General features: G+C 67.7%; 15 protein-coding genes. 10 read left to right on the top strand and 5 right to left on the bottom strand.

The features are described from left to right. Positions 1-112: 112 nt before the first annotated feature. Entirely contained in the window at positions 113-1,126 is a 1,014-nt protein-coding gene (locus A3ES_RS0135325) for a LacI family DNA-binding transcriptional regulator (RefSeq protein ID WP_020391566.1), read from the bottom strand. 534 nt (positions 1,127-1,660) lie between these two features. Here A3ES_RS0135325 and A3ES_RS0135320 point away from each other — a divergent pair. The 4 genes from A3ES_RS0135320 to A3ES_RS0135305 all read left to right on the top strand — a co-directional run bounded on the left by A3ES_RS0135320 (position 1,661) and on the right by A3ES_RS0135305 (position 6,743). Further along, positions 1,661-2,407 (top strand): sugar phosphate isomerase/epimerase family protein, encoded by a 747-nt coding sequence (locus A3ES_RS0135320; protein ID WP_020391565.1) that lies wholly within the window; start codon positions 1,661-1,663, stop codon positions 2,405-2,407. Further along, positions 2,404-3,501 (top strand): Gfo/Idh/MocA family protein, encoded by a 1,098-nt coding sequence (locus tag A3ES_RS0135315; protein WP_020391564.1) that lies wholly within the window; start codon positions 2,404-2,406, stop codon positions 3,499-3,501. The genes A3ES_RS0135320 and A3ES_RS0135315 overlap by 4 nt, the downstream gene beginning before the upstream one ends. After that, positions 3,501-4,112: an SGNH/GDSL hydrolase family protein gene (locus tag A3ES_RS0135310; protein WP_020391563.1), complete on the top strand. Its 612-nt coding sequence runs from the start codon at positions 3,501-3,503 to the stop codon at positions 4,110-4,112. Before A3ES_RS0135315 ends, A3ES_RS0135310 begins: the two co-directional genes overlap by 1 nt. Positions 4,113-4,268: 156 nt before the next feature. Beyond that, positions 4,269-6,743 carry a glycoside hydrolase family 2 protein gene (locus A3ES_RS0135305; RefSeq protein ID WP_157630912.1) on the top strand — a complete coding sequence of 825 codons (2,475 nt, stop codon included), beginning with the start codon at positions 4,269-4,271 and terminating at the stop codon, positions 6,741-6,743. A 27-nt stretch (positions 6,744-6,770) separates the two neighbouring features. Here the strand turns inward: A3ES_RS0135305 and A3ES_RS0135300 are convergent, their stop codons facing one another. Genes A3ES_RS0135300 through A3ES_RS0135290 form a run of 3 tightly spaced genes read right to left on the bottom strand, consistent with a single transcriptional unit; the run spans position 6,771 to position 8,083 of the window. After that, positions 6,771-7,181, bottom strand: coding sequence for a type II toxin-antitoxin system VapC family toxin (locus A3ES_RS0135300; protein WP_020391561.1), 411 nt, complete (start codon positions 7,179-7,181; stop codon positions 6,771-6,773). Next, the gene (locus tag A3ES_RS0135295; protein WP_020391560.1) at positions 7,181-7,459 is read right to left on the bottom strand and encodes a ribbon-helix-helix protein, CopG family; all 279 of its coding nucleotides are present in this window, start codon (positions 7,457-7,459) and stop codon (positions 7,181-7,183) included. Before A3ES_RS0135295 ends, A3ES_RS0135300 begins: the two co-directional genes overlap by 1 nt. A 39-nt stretch (positions 7,460-7,498) precedes the next feature. Further along, the gene (locus tag A3ES_RS0135290) at positions 7,499-8,083 is read right to left on the bottom strand and encodes a TetR/AcrR family transcriptional regulator (RefSeq protein ID WP_020391559.1); all 585 of its coding nucleotides are present in this window, start codon (positions 8,081-8,083) and stop codon (positions 7,499-7,501) included. 50 nt (positions 8,084-8,133) lie between these two features. Between A3ES_RS0135290 and A3ES_RS0135285 the strand changes: the two genes are divergently transcribed. The 6 genes from A3ES_RS0135285 (at position 8,134) to A3ES_RS0135255 (ending at position 13,647) form a co-directional block, all read left to right on the top strand. After that, complete coding sequence (locus tag A3ES_RS0135285) at positions 8,134-8,691, top strand: GNAT family N-acetyltransferase (RefSeq protein ID WP_020391558.1); 558 nt, start codon at positions 8,134-8,136, stop codon at positions 8,689-8,691. A 31-nt stretch (positions 8,692-8,722) separates the two neighbouring features. Beyond that, positions 8,723-9,646 (top strand): polysaccharide deacetylase family protein, encoded by a 924-nt coding sequence (locus A3ES_RS0135275; RefSeq protein WP_051084881.1) that lies wholly within the window; start codon positions 8,723-8,725, stop codon positions 9,644-9,646. 134 nt (positions 9,647-9,780) lie between these two features. After that, positions 9,781-11,142: an APC family permease gene (locus A3ES_RS0135270; protein WP_040456313.1), complete on the top strand. Its 1,362-nt coding sequence runs from the start codon at positions 9,781-9,783 to the stop codon at positions 11,140-11,142. Positions 11,143-11,159: 17 nt separating this feature from the next. After that, positions 11,160-11,564: a hypothetical protein gene (locus A3ES_RS0135265; RefSeq protein WP_020391554.1), complete on the top strand. Its 405-nt coding sequence runs from the start codon at positions 11,160-11,162 to the stop codon at positions 11,562-11,564. After that, complete coding sequence (locus A3ES_RS0135260; protein WP_020391553.1) at positions 11,564-12,790, top strand: glutathionylspermidine synthase family protein; 1,227 nt, start codon at positions 11,564-11,566, stop codon at positions 12,788-12,790. The genes A3ES_RS0135265 and A3ES_RS0135260 overlap by 1 nt, the downstream gene beginning before the upstream one ends. A gap of 83 nt (positions 12,791-12,873) precedes the next feature. Then, positions 12,874-13,647, top strand: a complete 774-nt coding sequence (locus tag A3ES_RS0135255; RefSeq protein WP_237745150.1) for a GDSL-type esterase/lipase family protein — start codon at positions 12,874-12,876, stop codon at positions 13,645-13,647. 6 nt (positions 13,648-13,653) lie between these two features. Here A3ES_RS0135255 and A3ES_RS0135250 read toward each other — a convergent pair whose 3' ends face one another. Further along, positions 13,654-15,114: an NAD-dependent succinate-semialdehyde dehydrogenase gene (locus A3ES_RS0135250; RefSeq protein WP_020391551.1), complete on the bottom strand. Its 1,461-nt coding sequence runs from the start codon at positions 15,112-15,114 to the stop codon at positions 13,654-13,656. Positions 15,115-15,165: the final 51 nt, after the last annotated feature.

The following is a 15,165-nucleotide window of genomic DNA, read 5'->3' as shown; positions in this document are numbered from 1 at the left end:
GCGGGGCAAGCCCACTAGTGGTGGGCTTGAACACCATCCGGCGGCCTTGGACAGGGCATACCTTGTCCGAGGTCACCAGGTGGTGTTCGAGGACGCCACTTCCGCGCCGGGATCAGGCGGGTGGCGGCCCCGAGCTGCCGCGTACTACCAGCGCGGGGGTCGAGTAGAGGTGCGACTCCGGCATCGCGCCTTCGAGCAAGCCGAACAGCCGATGCGCGACTTCGGCGCCATAGGCAACGATGTTGTGGCTAATCGCGGTCAGGGTCGGATGCACCAGCCGGCACAGCGTCGAGTCGTCCCAGGCGACCAGCGTGACATCGTCCGGCGAACGGAGCCCGAGACCGTTCACCACCGACAATCCGGCGACGGCCATCAGGTCGTTGTCGTAGATGATCGCCGTCGGCCTCCCTTCGGTCGCCATCAGCTCCCGCGTCGCGGCAGCACCTTCCTCACCGGAGAAGTCGGTATGCAGCACCCGCGCATCCAGCCCCAGCCTCCGGCACACCGCAGCGAACGCCTGATCCCGGATCCAAACATGACCGTGCTCGGGCGGCCCGGCCACCCGGGCGATCGCTTGATGCCCGAGCGACGCGACATGCTCCACCGCGGCGTACATCGCCGTCGTACCGTCGGTCCAGACGCACGCCAGCCCATCGGCCAGCGCCGGATCGCCGACCAGTACCGCGGGCAGTTCCAGCTTGCGCAGCAACGGGATCCGCGGATCGGCGACGCGTAGATCGACCACCACCACGCCATCCACCCGGCGCTCGGCGGCCCACTTGCGGTACGTCGCCATCTCCTCCTCCAGGTCCGGTACGACCTGCAGGGCGAGCGCGTACGACTTCTCACTCAGCACGGACTCCACGCCACCCACGAAGCCCATGTAGAACGGTTCCTCACTCAGGGTCTTGGCGCTCCTCGCGAGCACCAGGCCGAACGTTTCGCTCCGCGCCGCCGACAGCTGCCTGGCCGCCCGGTTGGGCACCCACTCCAGCTCCTCGGCGACCTTGAGCACCCGAGCCCGGGTGGCCTCGGAGACCCCCGGCTGGTTGTTCAGCGCGTACGAAACCGCACCTTTGGAGACGCCGGCCCGTCGGGCAATCTCCTTGATCGTGATTCGGGGCACGGTGGCCTCCTTCGAACGGGCGGTCCGAACCGGGACGGGCGGTCCGGCAGATCCCCATTCTGCGGCCCTTGTGTACTCCCCGTCTCTAGGTAATCGCTTTCCACCACCTAGAGCGACCGTTCAACCAAACCCCCAGAGTCTGACTACAGTTGGTAATCGGCCGCTCACCAAGCGCACGGACCCCGGGATGAGCGGTCGCCCAGCCCATCACGGGGCGGCCCGGGCGCGGACCGCCACGCCCTCAATGGGCCGGGGCGGATCTCCAGGCCATCAGTGGGCGGCAGACGACTGCGGTCGCACGCTCGCCCGGGCGACCGCCGGCCGCAGTACCTCGTCATTGATGACATGGAGCTCCGGCGAACCCCCGGCAAGCGCTTGTCTTCGGGGCGTGAAGGCGGCTCGACTGGTGATTACGGGGTGGTCCGAGGGTGGGTGGCTGGGATAGGCTGCCGCGAGTTACTTAACCGGTTCGGCAAGTCCAGTCCGGGGACTCTCATGGGCAGCGGGAGGCTCCGAAGACGAGGAGAGAAAAACATGGTCGCAGTGGACAATCTGTCCCTACAGCTCTACACGGTCCGGTACAAGCTGGAGGAGGACTTCGACGCCACGCTGGCCCGCATCGCTGAGATCGGGTACCGCAAGGTCGAGCCCTTCGGCGTCGTCGGCCTGGCAAACCAGCTGGCCGAAGCGCTGCCCAAGTACGGTCTGTCGGCTCCCACCACGCACGCCGGGCTGCTCAACGAAGGCAGCAGCCCGATCTTCGAGGTGGCCAAGAAGCTCGGCATCAGCACCGTGATCGACCCGTACGTCGACCCGGCGCGCTGGCAGTCCGCGGACGACATCAAGGCGACGGCCGAGGCGCTGAACAAGGCGGCGGCCGAGGCTGCCGACCACGGCATCACCGTCGGGTACCACAACCACCACTTCGAGCTGGAGTCGGTGATCGACGGCGTCCACGGCCTGGAGATCCTGGCCGACAACCTGTCCGACGAGGTCATCCTCGAGGTCGACACCTACTGGGCCGCGGTCGGCGGCGCCGACGTACCGGCTCTGCTCGGGCGGCTCGGTGAGCGGGTCAAGGCGCTGCACATCAAGGACGGCGACGGCACGCTGAACAACAAGGCCCAGGTGGCGGTCGGCGCCGGCTCCATCGCCGTGAACGACATCCTCGCCGCGTCGCCGGGCACGCTCCGCGTGGTCGAGCTCGACGACTTCGACGGCGAGATCTTCGACGCCGTCGCCGGCAGCTTCGCCTACCTGACCGGGGAGGACGTTGCATGACTGCTGTCGGCGTAGGTGTGATCGGCGCCGGGGTCATCTCCGACGCGTACCTCAAGAGCATGCAGAGTTTCCCCGACCTCAAGGTGGTTGCCATCGGCGACCTTCGCCCGGAGGCGGCGGCCGCGAAGGCGGCGGAGTACGGGATCGAGAGCCACGGCGGGCCGGAAGCGGTCCTCAGCAACCCGGACGTCGAGATCGTGGTCAACCTGACCATCCCGATCGCGCACGTCGAGGTCGCCCTGGCAGCCGTTGCCGCAGGCAAGCATGTGTGGAGCGAGAAGCCGTTCTCGCTCGACCAGGAAAGCGGTCTCAAGCTGCTCGCGACCGCTCAGGACGCGGGACTCCGGCTGGGTTGCGCTCCGGACACCATTCTGGGGCCGGGCCTGCAGCAGTCGCGCCGCATCATCGAGCGCGGTGACATCGGTCAGCCGCTGACCGCGCTGACCCTGATGCAGTCACCGGGCCCGGAATCCTGGCACCCGAACCCGGCCTTCCTCTTCCAGGTGGGCGCCGGCCCGCTGTGGGACATCGGCCCGTACTACCTGACCACGCTGGTGCAGCTGTTCGGCCCGGTCGCGGCCGTCGCCGGGCTGGGCTCGAAGTCGCGGGAGAAGCGCACGATCGGATCCGGCCCGCTGCAGGGCACGGACTTCGACGTGACGGTTCCGACCCACGTCAGCGCGATCGCGCGGTTCGAGTCGGGGCAGTCGTCGCAGAGCACCTTCAGCTTCGAGTCGCCGCTGTCGCGGGGCGGGTTCGTGGAGATCACCGGTACCGAGGCAACGCTCGCGGTTCCGGACCCGAACCAGTTCGACGGCGAGATCAAGATCCGCCGTCCGGGTGCTGAGGACTGGGAGGTCCTAGAGACGACCAAGGCGACGGCCGAGCGCGGTACCGGCGTACTGGAGATGGCGCGGGCGATCCGTGAGGACCGTCCGCACCGGGCCACTGGCGCGCTGGCGTTCCACGTTGTCGACGTGATGGCCTCCATCACCGAGTCGATCGACACCGGCACGTTCGTCGATGTCACCAGCACCGTCGAGGTCCCCGCCGTCCTGCCGGACGACTGGGATGTCAACGCCTCGACCATCTGATGACGGAAACTCTCCTGGATCCCCGGCGGACCATCGTGTTCGCCGGGGACTCCGTCACCGACTGCGGCCGCCGGAGCGATCCGGCGGGCCTCGGCGACGGCTACGTCAAGAACCTGTACGACGCCTTCGGCCCGCAACGGCCGCGGATCGTCAACGCCGGCATCTCCGGACACCGGGCGTTCGACCTCGCGGCGCGCTGGCAGACCGATGTCGTCGCGCACGAGCCGGACCTCGTCTCGGTGCTGATCGGCATCAACGACACCTGGCGCCGGTACGACGAGGACGACGCGACCTCGGCCGAGTCGTTCGAGCGGTCGTACCGCGAGCTGCTCGAACCAGTCCGGGCCAAGCAGCTCGTCCTGGTCGAGCCGTTCCTCCTGGCGGTGAAGGATGAGCAGCACGCCTGGCGTGAGGATCTCGATCCCAAGATCGACGTCGTACGGCGCCTGGCTGCGGAGTACGGCGCGCTCCTGGTCGCGGCCGACGTCGAGTTCAACCGCCAGGCGGAGTCGGTGGGCGCGACAACGCTCGCCGACGATGGTGTCCACCCGACCGCGGCTGGGCATCAGCTGCTCGCTGAGTTGTGGCGCCGGACGGTCCTGAGTAGGTGACGGACGGGGGCGACGATGTGCGCCCCCTGTCCTTCCTAACTAAGTCTATCCGGGCGGCTGCTCTCGGTGGCCGAGTTGTCCACAGGGTCGCCGCGTTGTGCACCAGTAGGGTTACTGAACCGGTCAAGTGTTTCGTTGTGAAAGAGGGAATCGTCTGTGACTTCGACGCTCAGGACTGTTTTGTTGACCTCCGACGGCGGGGTCGCCTGGACTGTGCGGGCCGTGGATGGGCCGGTGCCCGATCGGAACAGCGCGTTGCTGGCGGCGCCGGTGGCGGCGACTGTGCCGGGTGAGGTGCATACGGATCTGCTGGCGGCCGGAGTGATTCCTGATCCGTTTGACGGGGACAACGAGGGCAAGCTGGCCTGGATCGGCAAGAGCAGCTGGCGTTACCAGACCGTCTTCGACTGGGAGCCGGACGACCACGCGGTTCAGGAACTCGTTGCTGACGGCCTCGACACGGCGGCGCGGGTCACGCTCAACGGGGTCGAGGTCGGGCGGACCTGCAACCAGCACCGGTCGTACCGGTTCGCGGCCAGCGGGCTGCTGGTGGCCGGGAGCAACGAGTTGGTGGTCGAGTTCGAGTCGCCGGTCGGCACGGCCAACCGGCTGCGGGAGGAATCCGGGCTCTGGCCGCACACGAATCTCCATCCCTACAACGCGATCCGCAAGATGGCGAGCAACTTCGGCTGGGACTGGGGAATCGACGTCGCCACCGTCGGTATCTGGCGGGCGATCCGGATCGAGTCGTGGACCGGCGTACGGATCGACTCGGTTCGCCCGTTGGCCGGGCTCGACCGCGACCGCGGCGTACTGGATAGTCGCGTCGCCCTTGCCTGGCCGGACGGCGCCACCGAGGACGCCACCATCACGGTCGAGCTCGGCGGCACCACCACGCAGATGACCGTTGCTGCAGGCACCCAAGACGTCGGCGTCACGTCGACGATCGACGCGGTGGAGCTCTGGTGGCCGCGCGGGTACGGCGACCAGCCGCTGTACGACGTGCGCATCTCCGTGGCGGCCGGCGAGCAAAGCGACGACTGGCAAGGCCGAGTCGGCTTCCGGACCATCACCATGAACGTTGCCCCGGACAAGGATGGCGGCCCGTTCATCCTGTCCGTCAACGACCGGCCGATCTACGTGCGCGGCGCCAACTGGATCCCCGACGACGCCTTCGTCACCCGGCTCAACCGCGAGAGCTACGAGCGCAGCATCCGCGATGCGATCGACGCGAACATGAACCTGCTCCGCGTCTGGGGCGGCGGCATCTACGAGAGCGACGACTTCTACGACGTCTGCGACGAGCTGGGCGTACTCGTCTGGCAGGACTTCCTCTTCGCCTGCGCGGCGTACTCCGAGGAGGAGCCGCTCCGCGGTGAGGTCGAGGCCGAAGCCCGCGAAGCCGTCACCCGGCTCAGCCAGCACGCCAGCCTCGCGCTCTGGAACGGCAATAACGAGAACCTCTGGGGGTACGTCGAGTGGGGCTGGCGCGAGCCGCTGGCCGGCCGGAGCTGGGGTGAGGGCTACTACCTCGACCTCCTCCCCCGGATCGTCGCCGAACTCGACCCGCGGACGCCGTACTCGGCCGGCAGCCCGTTCTCCTACGACCGCTACATTCACCCGAACGACGAGCGCAACGGCACGATGCACATCTGGGATGTGTGGAACCAGGTCGATTACTCGACCTACCGGAAGTACAAGCCACGCTTCGTCGCTGAGTTCGGGTTCCAGGGGCCGCCGGCCTGGTCGACGCTGACCTCGGTCGTGCACGACGAGCCGCTGGATCCGTACGGCGAGCAGATGCTCGTGCACCAGAAGGCCTTCGAGGGCAACCTCAAGCTCGAGCGAGGTCTGGGCGATCACCTGCCGAAGTGGCAGACGATGGACGACTGGCACTGGACGACACAGCTCAACCAGGCCAGGGCGATTGCCTATGGCATCGAGCACTTCCGCAGCCTGTTCCCGATGAACACCGGCGCGATCGTCTGGCAACTCAACGACAACTGGCCGGTCGTCTCCTGGGCCGCCGTCGATGGACACGGTATCCGGAAGCCTTTGTGGCACGCCTTGAAGCGCGTGTACGCCGACCGGCTGTTGACCGTCCAGCCACGTGAGGACGGGCCGGTAGTTGCCGCGCACAACGACACGGATGTTGCCTGGAGCACCGAAGTGACGGTCTCCCGGCGCAGCACGGCCATGGGCGGCGAGGTCCTGGCAAGCGAAACCTTCGCACTGGAGGTCCCAGCTCGCGACGCCGTCCTCAACTCCCTACCGGAGTCGGTCGCCACCCCTGGCAACCCGTCGACGGAATACGTCGAGATCAAGGGCGCGGACGGCAGTACGGCGTACCACTACTTCGTCGAGGACACCTCACTACAACTCCACCCTGACGCCTACTCGGCCGAGGTCACCCAGACGACCAACGGCTACGACGTAACCGTGACGGCAACCGCCCTCGCCAAGGATCTGGCGTTGTTCCCCGACCGCCTGGACGCCGGCGCCCGAGTAGACACCTGCCTGATCACCCTCACCGCAGGCGAGTCCCACACCTTCCACGTCACCAACACAACCACTCCAACAACCCCACTCACCAAGCCGGTACTCCGCTCGGCAAACGACCTACTGGCCTAAGCATCTCGAGGTGCGAGCAACCCGGGGTCAGTCACGACCGGGCATCAGGACAGCGAGAGCATTGCGGCGACACGCATCGGCCAGCCGGTCGTCGTAGGTGACGACAAGATCGGCATCGGTCAGCACGGCAGTCGCCAGGTGGATTGCATCCAGACTGCGCAGGATCAGCGGCTCGATCCGGCGAGCCACGCTGATGACGTCCGCAGTCATTGCACGTTCGTCAATTCCAGCCAACGCTGCCTCGATCAGGTCGCCCGCGCCGGCCGCCGGCTTCACCCGGGCAAGTACTGCCCGGGAGACCTCGACCCAGGCAAGTGACGACGAGGCGAGAAGGTCCGCCCGCTGGTAGTGCTCCTCCAGGAAATCCTCCAGCGCGGCGGATTCCGCTTCGGCGAGCACCCTCTTGATCAGAGCACTGCTGTCCACATAGACATGCATCAGAAGCGGTCATCCCGATCGAGCAACTCCAGGCTGTCAACACCCTTCGGAAGCCGAATCCGCGGGGTCGCCCTCCGGTAGGCCACCCTCGCGGGGGTCACCACATGTGCCGCCCTCGCACGGTCACGGTCGCTAACGGGCACGTCGCCATCGCCGACCAGGTGAAGGTGACGGACGACAGCCTCCCGCAGGATCTCTTGCTGCGACTTGCCGGTGCGGTCAGCCTCAGCTTGGAGCGCCGACGTCATCTCGGGGGTGAGTCTCAAGTTCACAGCCATGCCTCGATGGTACCGCAAGTGGGACCACGAATGGTACCGCTAGGGGCGTAGTGCCTCGAGGTGGGTTTTCAGGAGGTGGAGTTGGCGTTTGTGGGAGAAAGCGCGGGGGTCGAAGAGGGCCTGTACTACTAGGCCGTGGGTGAAGGCTGCCAGGGAGGCGACCAGGTCGTCGGGGTTGCCTGGTGGTAGGTCGTTGTCTTGTTGGGCCTGTTCGACCAGGGGTTTGAGGCGGGCTCGCCAGCGTTTGTAGCGGGCCTTTTCCAAGGCGTGCAGGGCGGGGTCCGCCAGGGCTACGTCCCAGGAACTGACCCAGACTCGGTTGATCTCGGTTCCCTCGGGATTCAGGGGCAGTACGCCGGCCAGCGCCTGCTGGAGGGCTGCGAGTCCGCGGAGACCTTCGATCGAGGGGACCAGCTCGCGGGTGCGCGCCTCCGCGAGTTCCAGGGCGTGCACGATCAGCGCCTGCTTGGAGGGGAAGTAGTGCGTCACCAAGCCTGTCGTCGCGCCCATCTCCGTCGCGACCGCGCGGAGGGTCAGGCCGCCGAAACCCTCCGTGGCCAGGACGCGCCAGACCGCGGCGGAGACGTCTCGTCGTCGGGCCTCGTGATCTACCTTTGCCGGCATCGTCCTATAGTAGATACCTAACACTTGTTATGTACGCCGGGGAGGCAGCAATGTTGTTCGGAGCGAAGCTCACCGAGACCGCCGAGCTGAGGTCGCTGGAGCCGTGGCAGGCGGCCGAGTTCCTGGCGCATATCGACAAGGCCCGCGCCAACATCGAGACCTACATCCCGTGGGCCGAGGTCGTCGTCGACGAGGAGAGCGCGCGGAACTTCCTGCAGCGGTACGCCGATCGCCAGGCGGCCGACGGCGGCCGGATCTACGGCATCTGGCTGGACAGCGAACTCGTCGGTGGACTGCTGTTCCGCATCTTCGAGGCGGGCTGGGGCAGCTGCGAGCTCGGCGTCTGGCTGGCTGCCGAGGCCGAGGGACACGGGTTGATGACCCGGTCCGCCCAGCTGCTGATCGACTGGGCGATCGGCACCCGCGGCATGAACCGGGTCGAGTGGCGCTGCGTACCGGCCAACACCCGCAGTGCCGCGGTGGCGAAGCGGCTGGGGATGTCGCACGAGGGCACGCTGCGGCAGGCGTTCCCGTACCACGGCGAGATCCACGACATCCAGGTCTGGGCGATCGTGCGGGACGAGTGGGAGCACCGCGCCTGGGCCTGACGACCCCGCCTGACGGGCATAATCGGGGCTCGTGACTGCTCACTGGGGGATCAGGATCGCCGCGCTCGCCGCGGCCGCGTCCGTAGTACTGGCCGGTTGTGGAGACACCGCGGCACCCCCAGGCACAGCAGCCGGTACTCCGACGCTCGGCGACCCCAGCCGGACGGCCAGCCCACCACCCAGCACTACGCCGAAGCCGACGCCCAACAGGCCGACACCGACACCGACACCCAGCAAGCCGCCCGCCAAGACCGCACGCCCAGGCGAGTCGCACGAGACCAACCTGATGCCGGTCATCCAGCACGGCCCGCGGGACAAGAAGCGGGTCGCACTGACCTTCGACGCCGACCTCACCGCGTTGATGCGGAAGCGCCTCCAGCACGGCAAGGTCAAGTCGTACTACAACGAGCCCCTGATCACCGAGCTGCGCAAGCATCGCGTGCCGGCCACCCTGTTCCTCACCGGCATGTGGATGGAGCAGTACCCCGACCGCACTCGCGAGCTGGCCGCCGACCCGCTGTTCGAGCTCGGCACCCACAGCTACGCCCACAAGGGCTTCACCAAGCACTGCTACACCCTCGGCACCGTCCCCCGAGCCGAAATGCTCGCCGACGTACGCCGGGCCGTAGTACTGCTGGACCAGCTCGACTCGCACGCCACCAGGTGGTTCCGCTTCCCCGGCGGCTGCTACGACGGAACAGCACTGCATGAGCTCGCCCCGGCCGGCGTCACCGCTGTCGGCCTCGACGTGCCGGGCGCCGACGGCTTCGCCAAGTCCCCGCAGCGGATCGTCAAGCAGGTCATGTCGCAGGTCCAGAACGGCTCGATCGTCGTCCTGCACCTGCACGGCGGCGACAACGCGCCGTACACCGACGAAGCGATCACCCCGATCATCACCGGCCTGCGCGCCCGCGGCTTCGAGTTCGTCACCGTTTCCCAACTGATGGGCGGGTAGCCCGGACCGCCACCACTCACAAACCTCTCGCCCCGCTGGCGGCTGAGCGTGGCGGCGCGCTCCGAGACGCCGGAACCGCGACTTGGTGTGTGGTGGCGGTCCGGGGACCCATGGGATGGCACTCTGGGGGGACGATGACGACGACAACTGATTCGCGGTCCCGTGGGCGGAGCCTGCGGCGGGACGCGCTGGGGTTGGGCACGTCCACCGCGATCGGGATCTCCTCCTCCGCGCCCGCCTACTCACTGGCAGTGGCCGTCGGGCTCCTGGTCGTGTACGTCGGCGCCGCCACTCCCCTGGTGCTCGCGCTCAGCGCGGTGCCGGTCATCCTGGTCGCACTCTGCTTCCGCGAGCTGAACAGGGCCGAGCCCGACTGCGGTACGACGTTCCCGTGGACGGAGAAGGCGTTCGGCCTCGGTGTCGGCCGCATGGTCGGGTGGACCACGGTGATGGCGTGTGTGCTCGTCATGAGCAACCTCGCCCAGGTCGCCTCTGTCTACACCTACGTGCTGTTCGGCCTGGACGGCGCCGCCGACTCCCGCCTGGCGCAAGCCGGTCTGGGCGCGGTGTTCATCATCGTGATGGCAGCACTCGCCTACCGCGGCATCCAGATCGCCGCCTGGACCCAGACGATCCTGCTGACCGTCGAGGTCGTCGCGCTGGTCTGGTTCGCGATCAACGCCTTCTTCGAGGCCGGCACGCTCAGCATCCCGATGTTCTCGTCCACCGGCCAGGGAGCGTGGGCGACCGGAGTACTGATCGCCGTGTTCCTCTACTGGGGCTGGGACTCGTCCTTCAGCGTCAACGAGGAGACCCGCAACCCCCGCCGCACTCCGGCCATCGCAGCACTCATCGCCAACGGCTTCCTGCTCGTCCTGTACGCCGTAGTCGCGTGGTCAGCCGTCGCGTACGCGGGAGTCGGCCCGCTGGACGAGATCGCGGATGACGACTTCTTCTCCGTCCTGAGCAACGACCTGCTCGGTACTGCGGGCGGCAAGGTCCTGGTGGGAGCCGTACTGGTCTCCGCCCTCGCCTCGACCCAGACGACGATCCTGCCGACGGCCCGGACGATGCTGTCGATGGCCCGGCGAGACGCGTTCCCCGGGCAGTTCGCGCGGATCTCCACTCGTTTCCACACGCCGAGCGTGTCCACCTGGGTCTTCGCCGGAGCCAGTCTGGTCATCTACGTGACGCTCGTCCTCATCTCGGACGCAATACTGGCCGACGCCGTGGGAGCCGTCTCGGTGCTCGTGTCGCTCTACTACCTGGCCACTGCGCTCGCAGTACCGGTGTACTTCAGTGGGGCGATCCGGGGCCGAGTGCTGCAGCGGGCAGTCATCCCGTTGCTCGCCGCCGGTTGCTTCGTCGTAGTACTCGTTCTGGCCGTCTCGGACGTCGGTACCGGGCCGCTAGTTGTCGTGGGTGTCACGATGGTGGTGGGCGCGTTGATCATGTTCTCGATGAAGCCGCCCGCCGAGGGGGAGGGCAGGCCATGACGCAAGCACGCAGACGGATGCGGAGCGTAGGCATCAGCCTGGGACTGACCGCGCTGGTCGCCGCATCACTGACCGGCTGCAGCAATGACGACGACGACAAGGCGGACTACGCCGCGATCTGTGTCGACCCACAGACCGAGCAGCGCACCGGGGACGAGAACTGCAAGGACGAGCGCGAGTACCACGGCTCCGGGGCGGGCTTCTTCTGGTTCTACATGGCCACTCGCGGCGGCGGCCTCGTGCCTCCGATCGGCGGCCGCTACAACACCGCCAGCGGCACCTACAGCGCCTCCGGCCTGCGCAACTCCTCCGGCGGTACTGCGACCATCCAGCGTGGCGGGCTCGACACCAAGGGCGGCAACATCGGCACCATCGCCCGTGGCGGTTTCGGCAAGGCAGGCAAGGGGAGCTCTGGCGGTTGATGTGGCGGCACTCGATCAAGCCCCGCCCGGGCTGGAAGGACAAGGTCGTCGAGCAAGGCCTGGTCTTCCCGATGACGGACCTGCCTGACGGCAGCCAGACGCCGTACTGGAACGAGAGCGCCTGGTACGAGGTGACGATGGACGAGGTACTGCACCTCGAACGCGTCACCGAGGAGCTCTACGAGATGTGCAAGCACGCCGCCTCGGTGATGGCGTCCGGTGACCGCTTCAGCGACTCACAGCTCGGGCTGGCGTCCGGGACGCTGCCGATGGTCCGGGAGTCGCTGAAACGCGACGACCCGTCGGTGTACGCGCGGTTCGACCTGGTCTGGAACGGGGTCGAGCCGAAGATGCTGGAGATCAACGGCGACACCCCGACCGGGCTGGTGGAGTCGGCGGTGATCCAGTGGAACTGGCTGGAGGACGTCTTCCCCGACGCGGACCAGTGGAACTCGGTGCACGACCGGCTGGTCAAGTGGTGGAGCGAGCGGCGCGCGGCCGGGACGTTCCCGGGTAACGAGGCGCACTTCTTCAACTCGGCCGCCGAGACCACCGGCGAAGAGGCGATGACGGTGGCCTATCTGCGCGACACGGCGGCGATGGCCGGGCTGGCGACGTACGGGCATGAGATCGAGGACCTCGGCTGGGAGTCGGAGCAGCGCGCGTTCGTGGACTGGGGCGGGCGCAAGATCCGGACGGCGTTCAAGCTCTACCCGTGGGAGGACATGCTCGACGACCAGTTCGGCCGGTACATCCTGTCCGGGCTGGAACGCGAGCCGGTGCAGTGGATCGAGCCGATCTGGAAGACGATGCTGTCCACCAAGGCGATCCTGCCGGTGCTGTGGGAGCTCTACCCCGACCACCCGAACCTGCTGCCGGCGTACTTCGGTTCGCCGGGTGACCTGCTCGAGTGGGTGGCCAAGCCGCTGCACGGGCGCGAGGGCAGCAACATCAGGATCCACACCATCGCCACCACCGAGGACGACGTCCACGACGGTCCGTACGACACCGACACGATGGTCTACCAGGAGTTGAGTCCGCTGCCGTCGTACGAGGGCAACCGGGCGGTGATCGGCAGCTGGATCGTCGACGGCGTCGCGGCCGGCATGATGGTCCGCGAGTCCGACGGCCCGGTCACCGACTACTACGCCCGCTTCGTCCCGCACGCCATCGGCACCGAGGCCAGGCCGGACCAGGAGACCATCCAGAAGTGGCTTCAGGAGTAGCCCGCCAAGCCTATATGGTGGGCAACTGATCACCGTCTGCGGACAGAGACGTCCTGACGGGATGGGCGAGAAGTGGGGTGACGATGCGAGCGGGACTGCTGCGCAGAGTAACGCTCAGGTTCGGGATGCTGGCGCTGGCCTGCGCCGTACTGTTTGCCGTCGTGGCTGTTCCAGCCGGACGAGGCGAACGGGTCGGGCCCGCCGTGGCGTCCAGCAGCGGAATCGGCGGTGGACACGGCTCGGGGCAGCCGGTCGTCTGGCAGCAGAAGGGCAAGAGGATCTCGCCGGACGAGCAGGTCAGGCGGGTTCGCCGCGAGGACGGGATCGTGATGTTCGGTGACAGCATCTCCGTCCAGGACGGCGAGGCGCTGGCGAAGCTCCTGGCGAGCAGGACCGGGGACAGTCTCGCGACGCACAACTGGTCCGCCCGGCCGACCGGGCCGGCGGTCGACGCGGTCCAGCAGTGGTCCGACGACTTCGGTCTTCCCCGCCGGATCTTGATCTGTCTCGGCTCCAACGACATCTTCGAACCATCGGGTTTCGTGGAGCAGGTCGACCGGGTGATGCGGATCGCCGGCCCGGACCGAACGGTGTTCTGGGTGAACATCTACGTCGCCCGCACCAAGCAGCCCGCGGCCGTGCGGCTCGCGGATCAACAGAACAGCCAGTGGCTCAACGCCCAGCTGGCGGCCGCCCAGCGACGGTACCCGAACCTGCGCATCGTGCCCTGGGCCGAGTTCCTCGCCGCGGAACCACAACGGCCCACAACTCTCCTGCGGGACGGCGTCCACCCCTCGGTCCCGGTCGGCCAGAAGGCCCGCAACGCCCTCATCATCGACACCATCCGGCGCGGCTGAGCGGGCTCAGTCCACCGCGATGGCGAGGTACTTGAGCTCCAGGTACTCGTCGATGCCGACGGTGCCGCCCTCGCGGCCGAGGCCGGACTGCTTGACGCCGCCGAACGGGGCGGCCGGGTTGGAGACGATGCCCTGGTTCAGGCCGATCATGCCGGTCTCGAGCTTCTCGCTGACCCGCAGCGCACGGCTGAGATCGCTGGTGAACAGATAGGAGACCAGGCCGAACTCGGTGTCGTTGGCCATCGCGACCGCCTCGTCCTCGTCCTCGAACGCGGTCAGCGGGGCGACCGGGCCGAAGATCTCCTCCTTCTGCAACCGGGCCGACTTCGGTACGCCGGTCAGCACGGTCGGCGGGTAGAAGTATCCGTTGCCCTCAGCAACCGTTCCGCCAGTCAGTACTTCGGCGCCCTGGGCAACGGCGTCGTCGACCAGGTCCTTCACCTTGGCACGCTGTTTCGCGTCGATCAACGGGCCCAGCTCGACGCCGTCCTCGGTACCGCGGCCGACCTTCAGCGCGGACATCCGCTCGGTCAGCTTCGCGGCGAACTCGTCGAGCACGGACGAGTGCACGTAGATCCGGTTCGCCGCGGTACAGGCCTCGCCGCCGTTGCGCATCTTGGCCAGCATCGCGCCGTCGACGGCCTTGTCGAGATCGGCGTCGGCGAAGACCAGGAACGGTGCGTTCCCGCCGAGCTCCATGCTGGTCCGCAGTACCTTCTCGGCGGCCTGCTCGATCAGCTTCACGCCGACCCCGGTCGAGCCGGTGAACGACAGCTTGCGGGCGCGGCCGTCGCGGATCAGCGGCTCCATCACCCCACCGGCATCGTGCGTGGTGACCACGTTCAGCACGCCGGGCGGCAGACCCGCCTCCGTCATCAGCTCGGCCAGCTTCAGCATCGACAGCGGCGTCTGTGCGGCCGGCTTGATCACCATCGTGCAGCCGGCAGCGACCGCCGGGCCGATCTTGCGGGCGCCCATCGCGGCCGGGAAGTTCCACGGAGTGATCAGCAGGCAAGGCCCGACCGGCTGCCGCATCACCACGAGCCGGCCCTTGCCGTTCGGCGCGACCTGGTAGCCGCCCTCGATCCGGACCGCCTCCTCGGCGAACCAGCGGAAGAACTCGGCCCCGTACGCGATCTCGCCCTTCGACTCCGCGACCGGCTTGCCCATCTCCAGCGTCATCAGCAGCGCCAGTTCGTCGGCCCGCTCGGTCATCAGCTCGTAGGTCCGCCGGAGGATCTCGGCGCGCTCCCGGGGAGCAGTGGCGGCCCAGTCGGCTTGCGCTGCGACGGCGGCGTCCAGTGCAGCCACCCCGTCCGCAGGACTCGCGTCCGCCACGTCGCACAGCGTCGTACCGGTGGCCGGGTCCTCTACTGCGAGAGTCCTACCGCCTTCGGCCGGTCGCCACTTGCCTGCGATGAAGAGCTCTGTCGGACACCCCTCGACGACTTCCTGCTCCCGCGACATCAGCTACGCCTTTCACTAGACACCGCTACTACCTTAGGCCGGTGGTACGAC

Source organism: Kribbella catacumbae DSM 19601 (assembly GCF_000372465.1).
Taxonomy (GTDB): Bacteria; Actinomycetota; Actinomycetes; order Propionibacteriales; family Kribbellaceae; genus Kribbella; species Kribbella catacumbae.
Note: the sequence above shows the minus strand (reverse complement) of the source record. Positions and strands in the feature narration are given on the sequence as shown.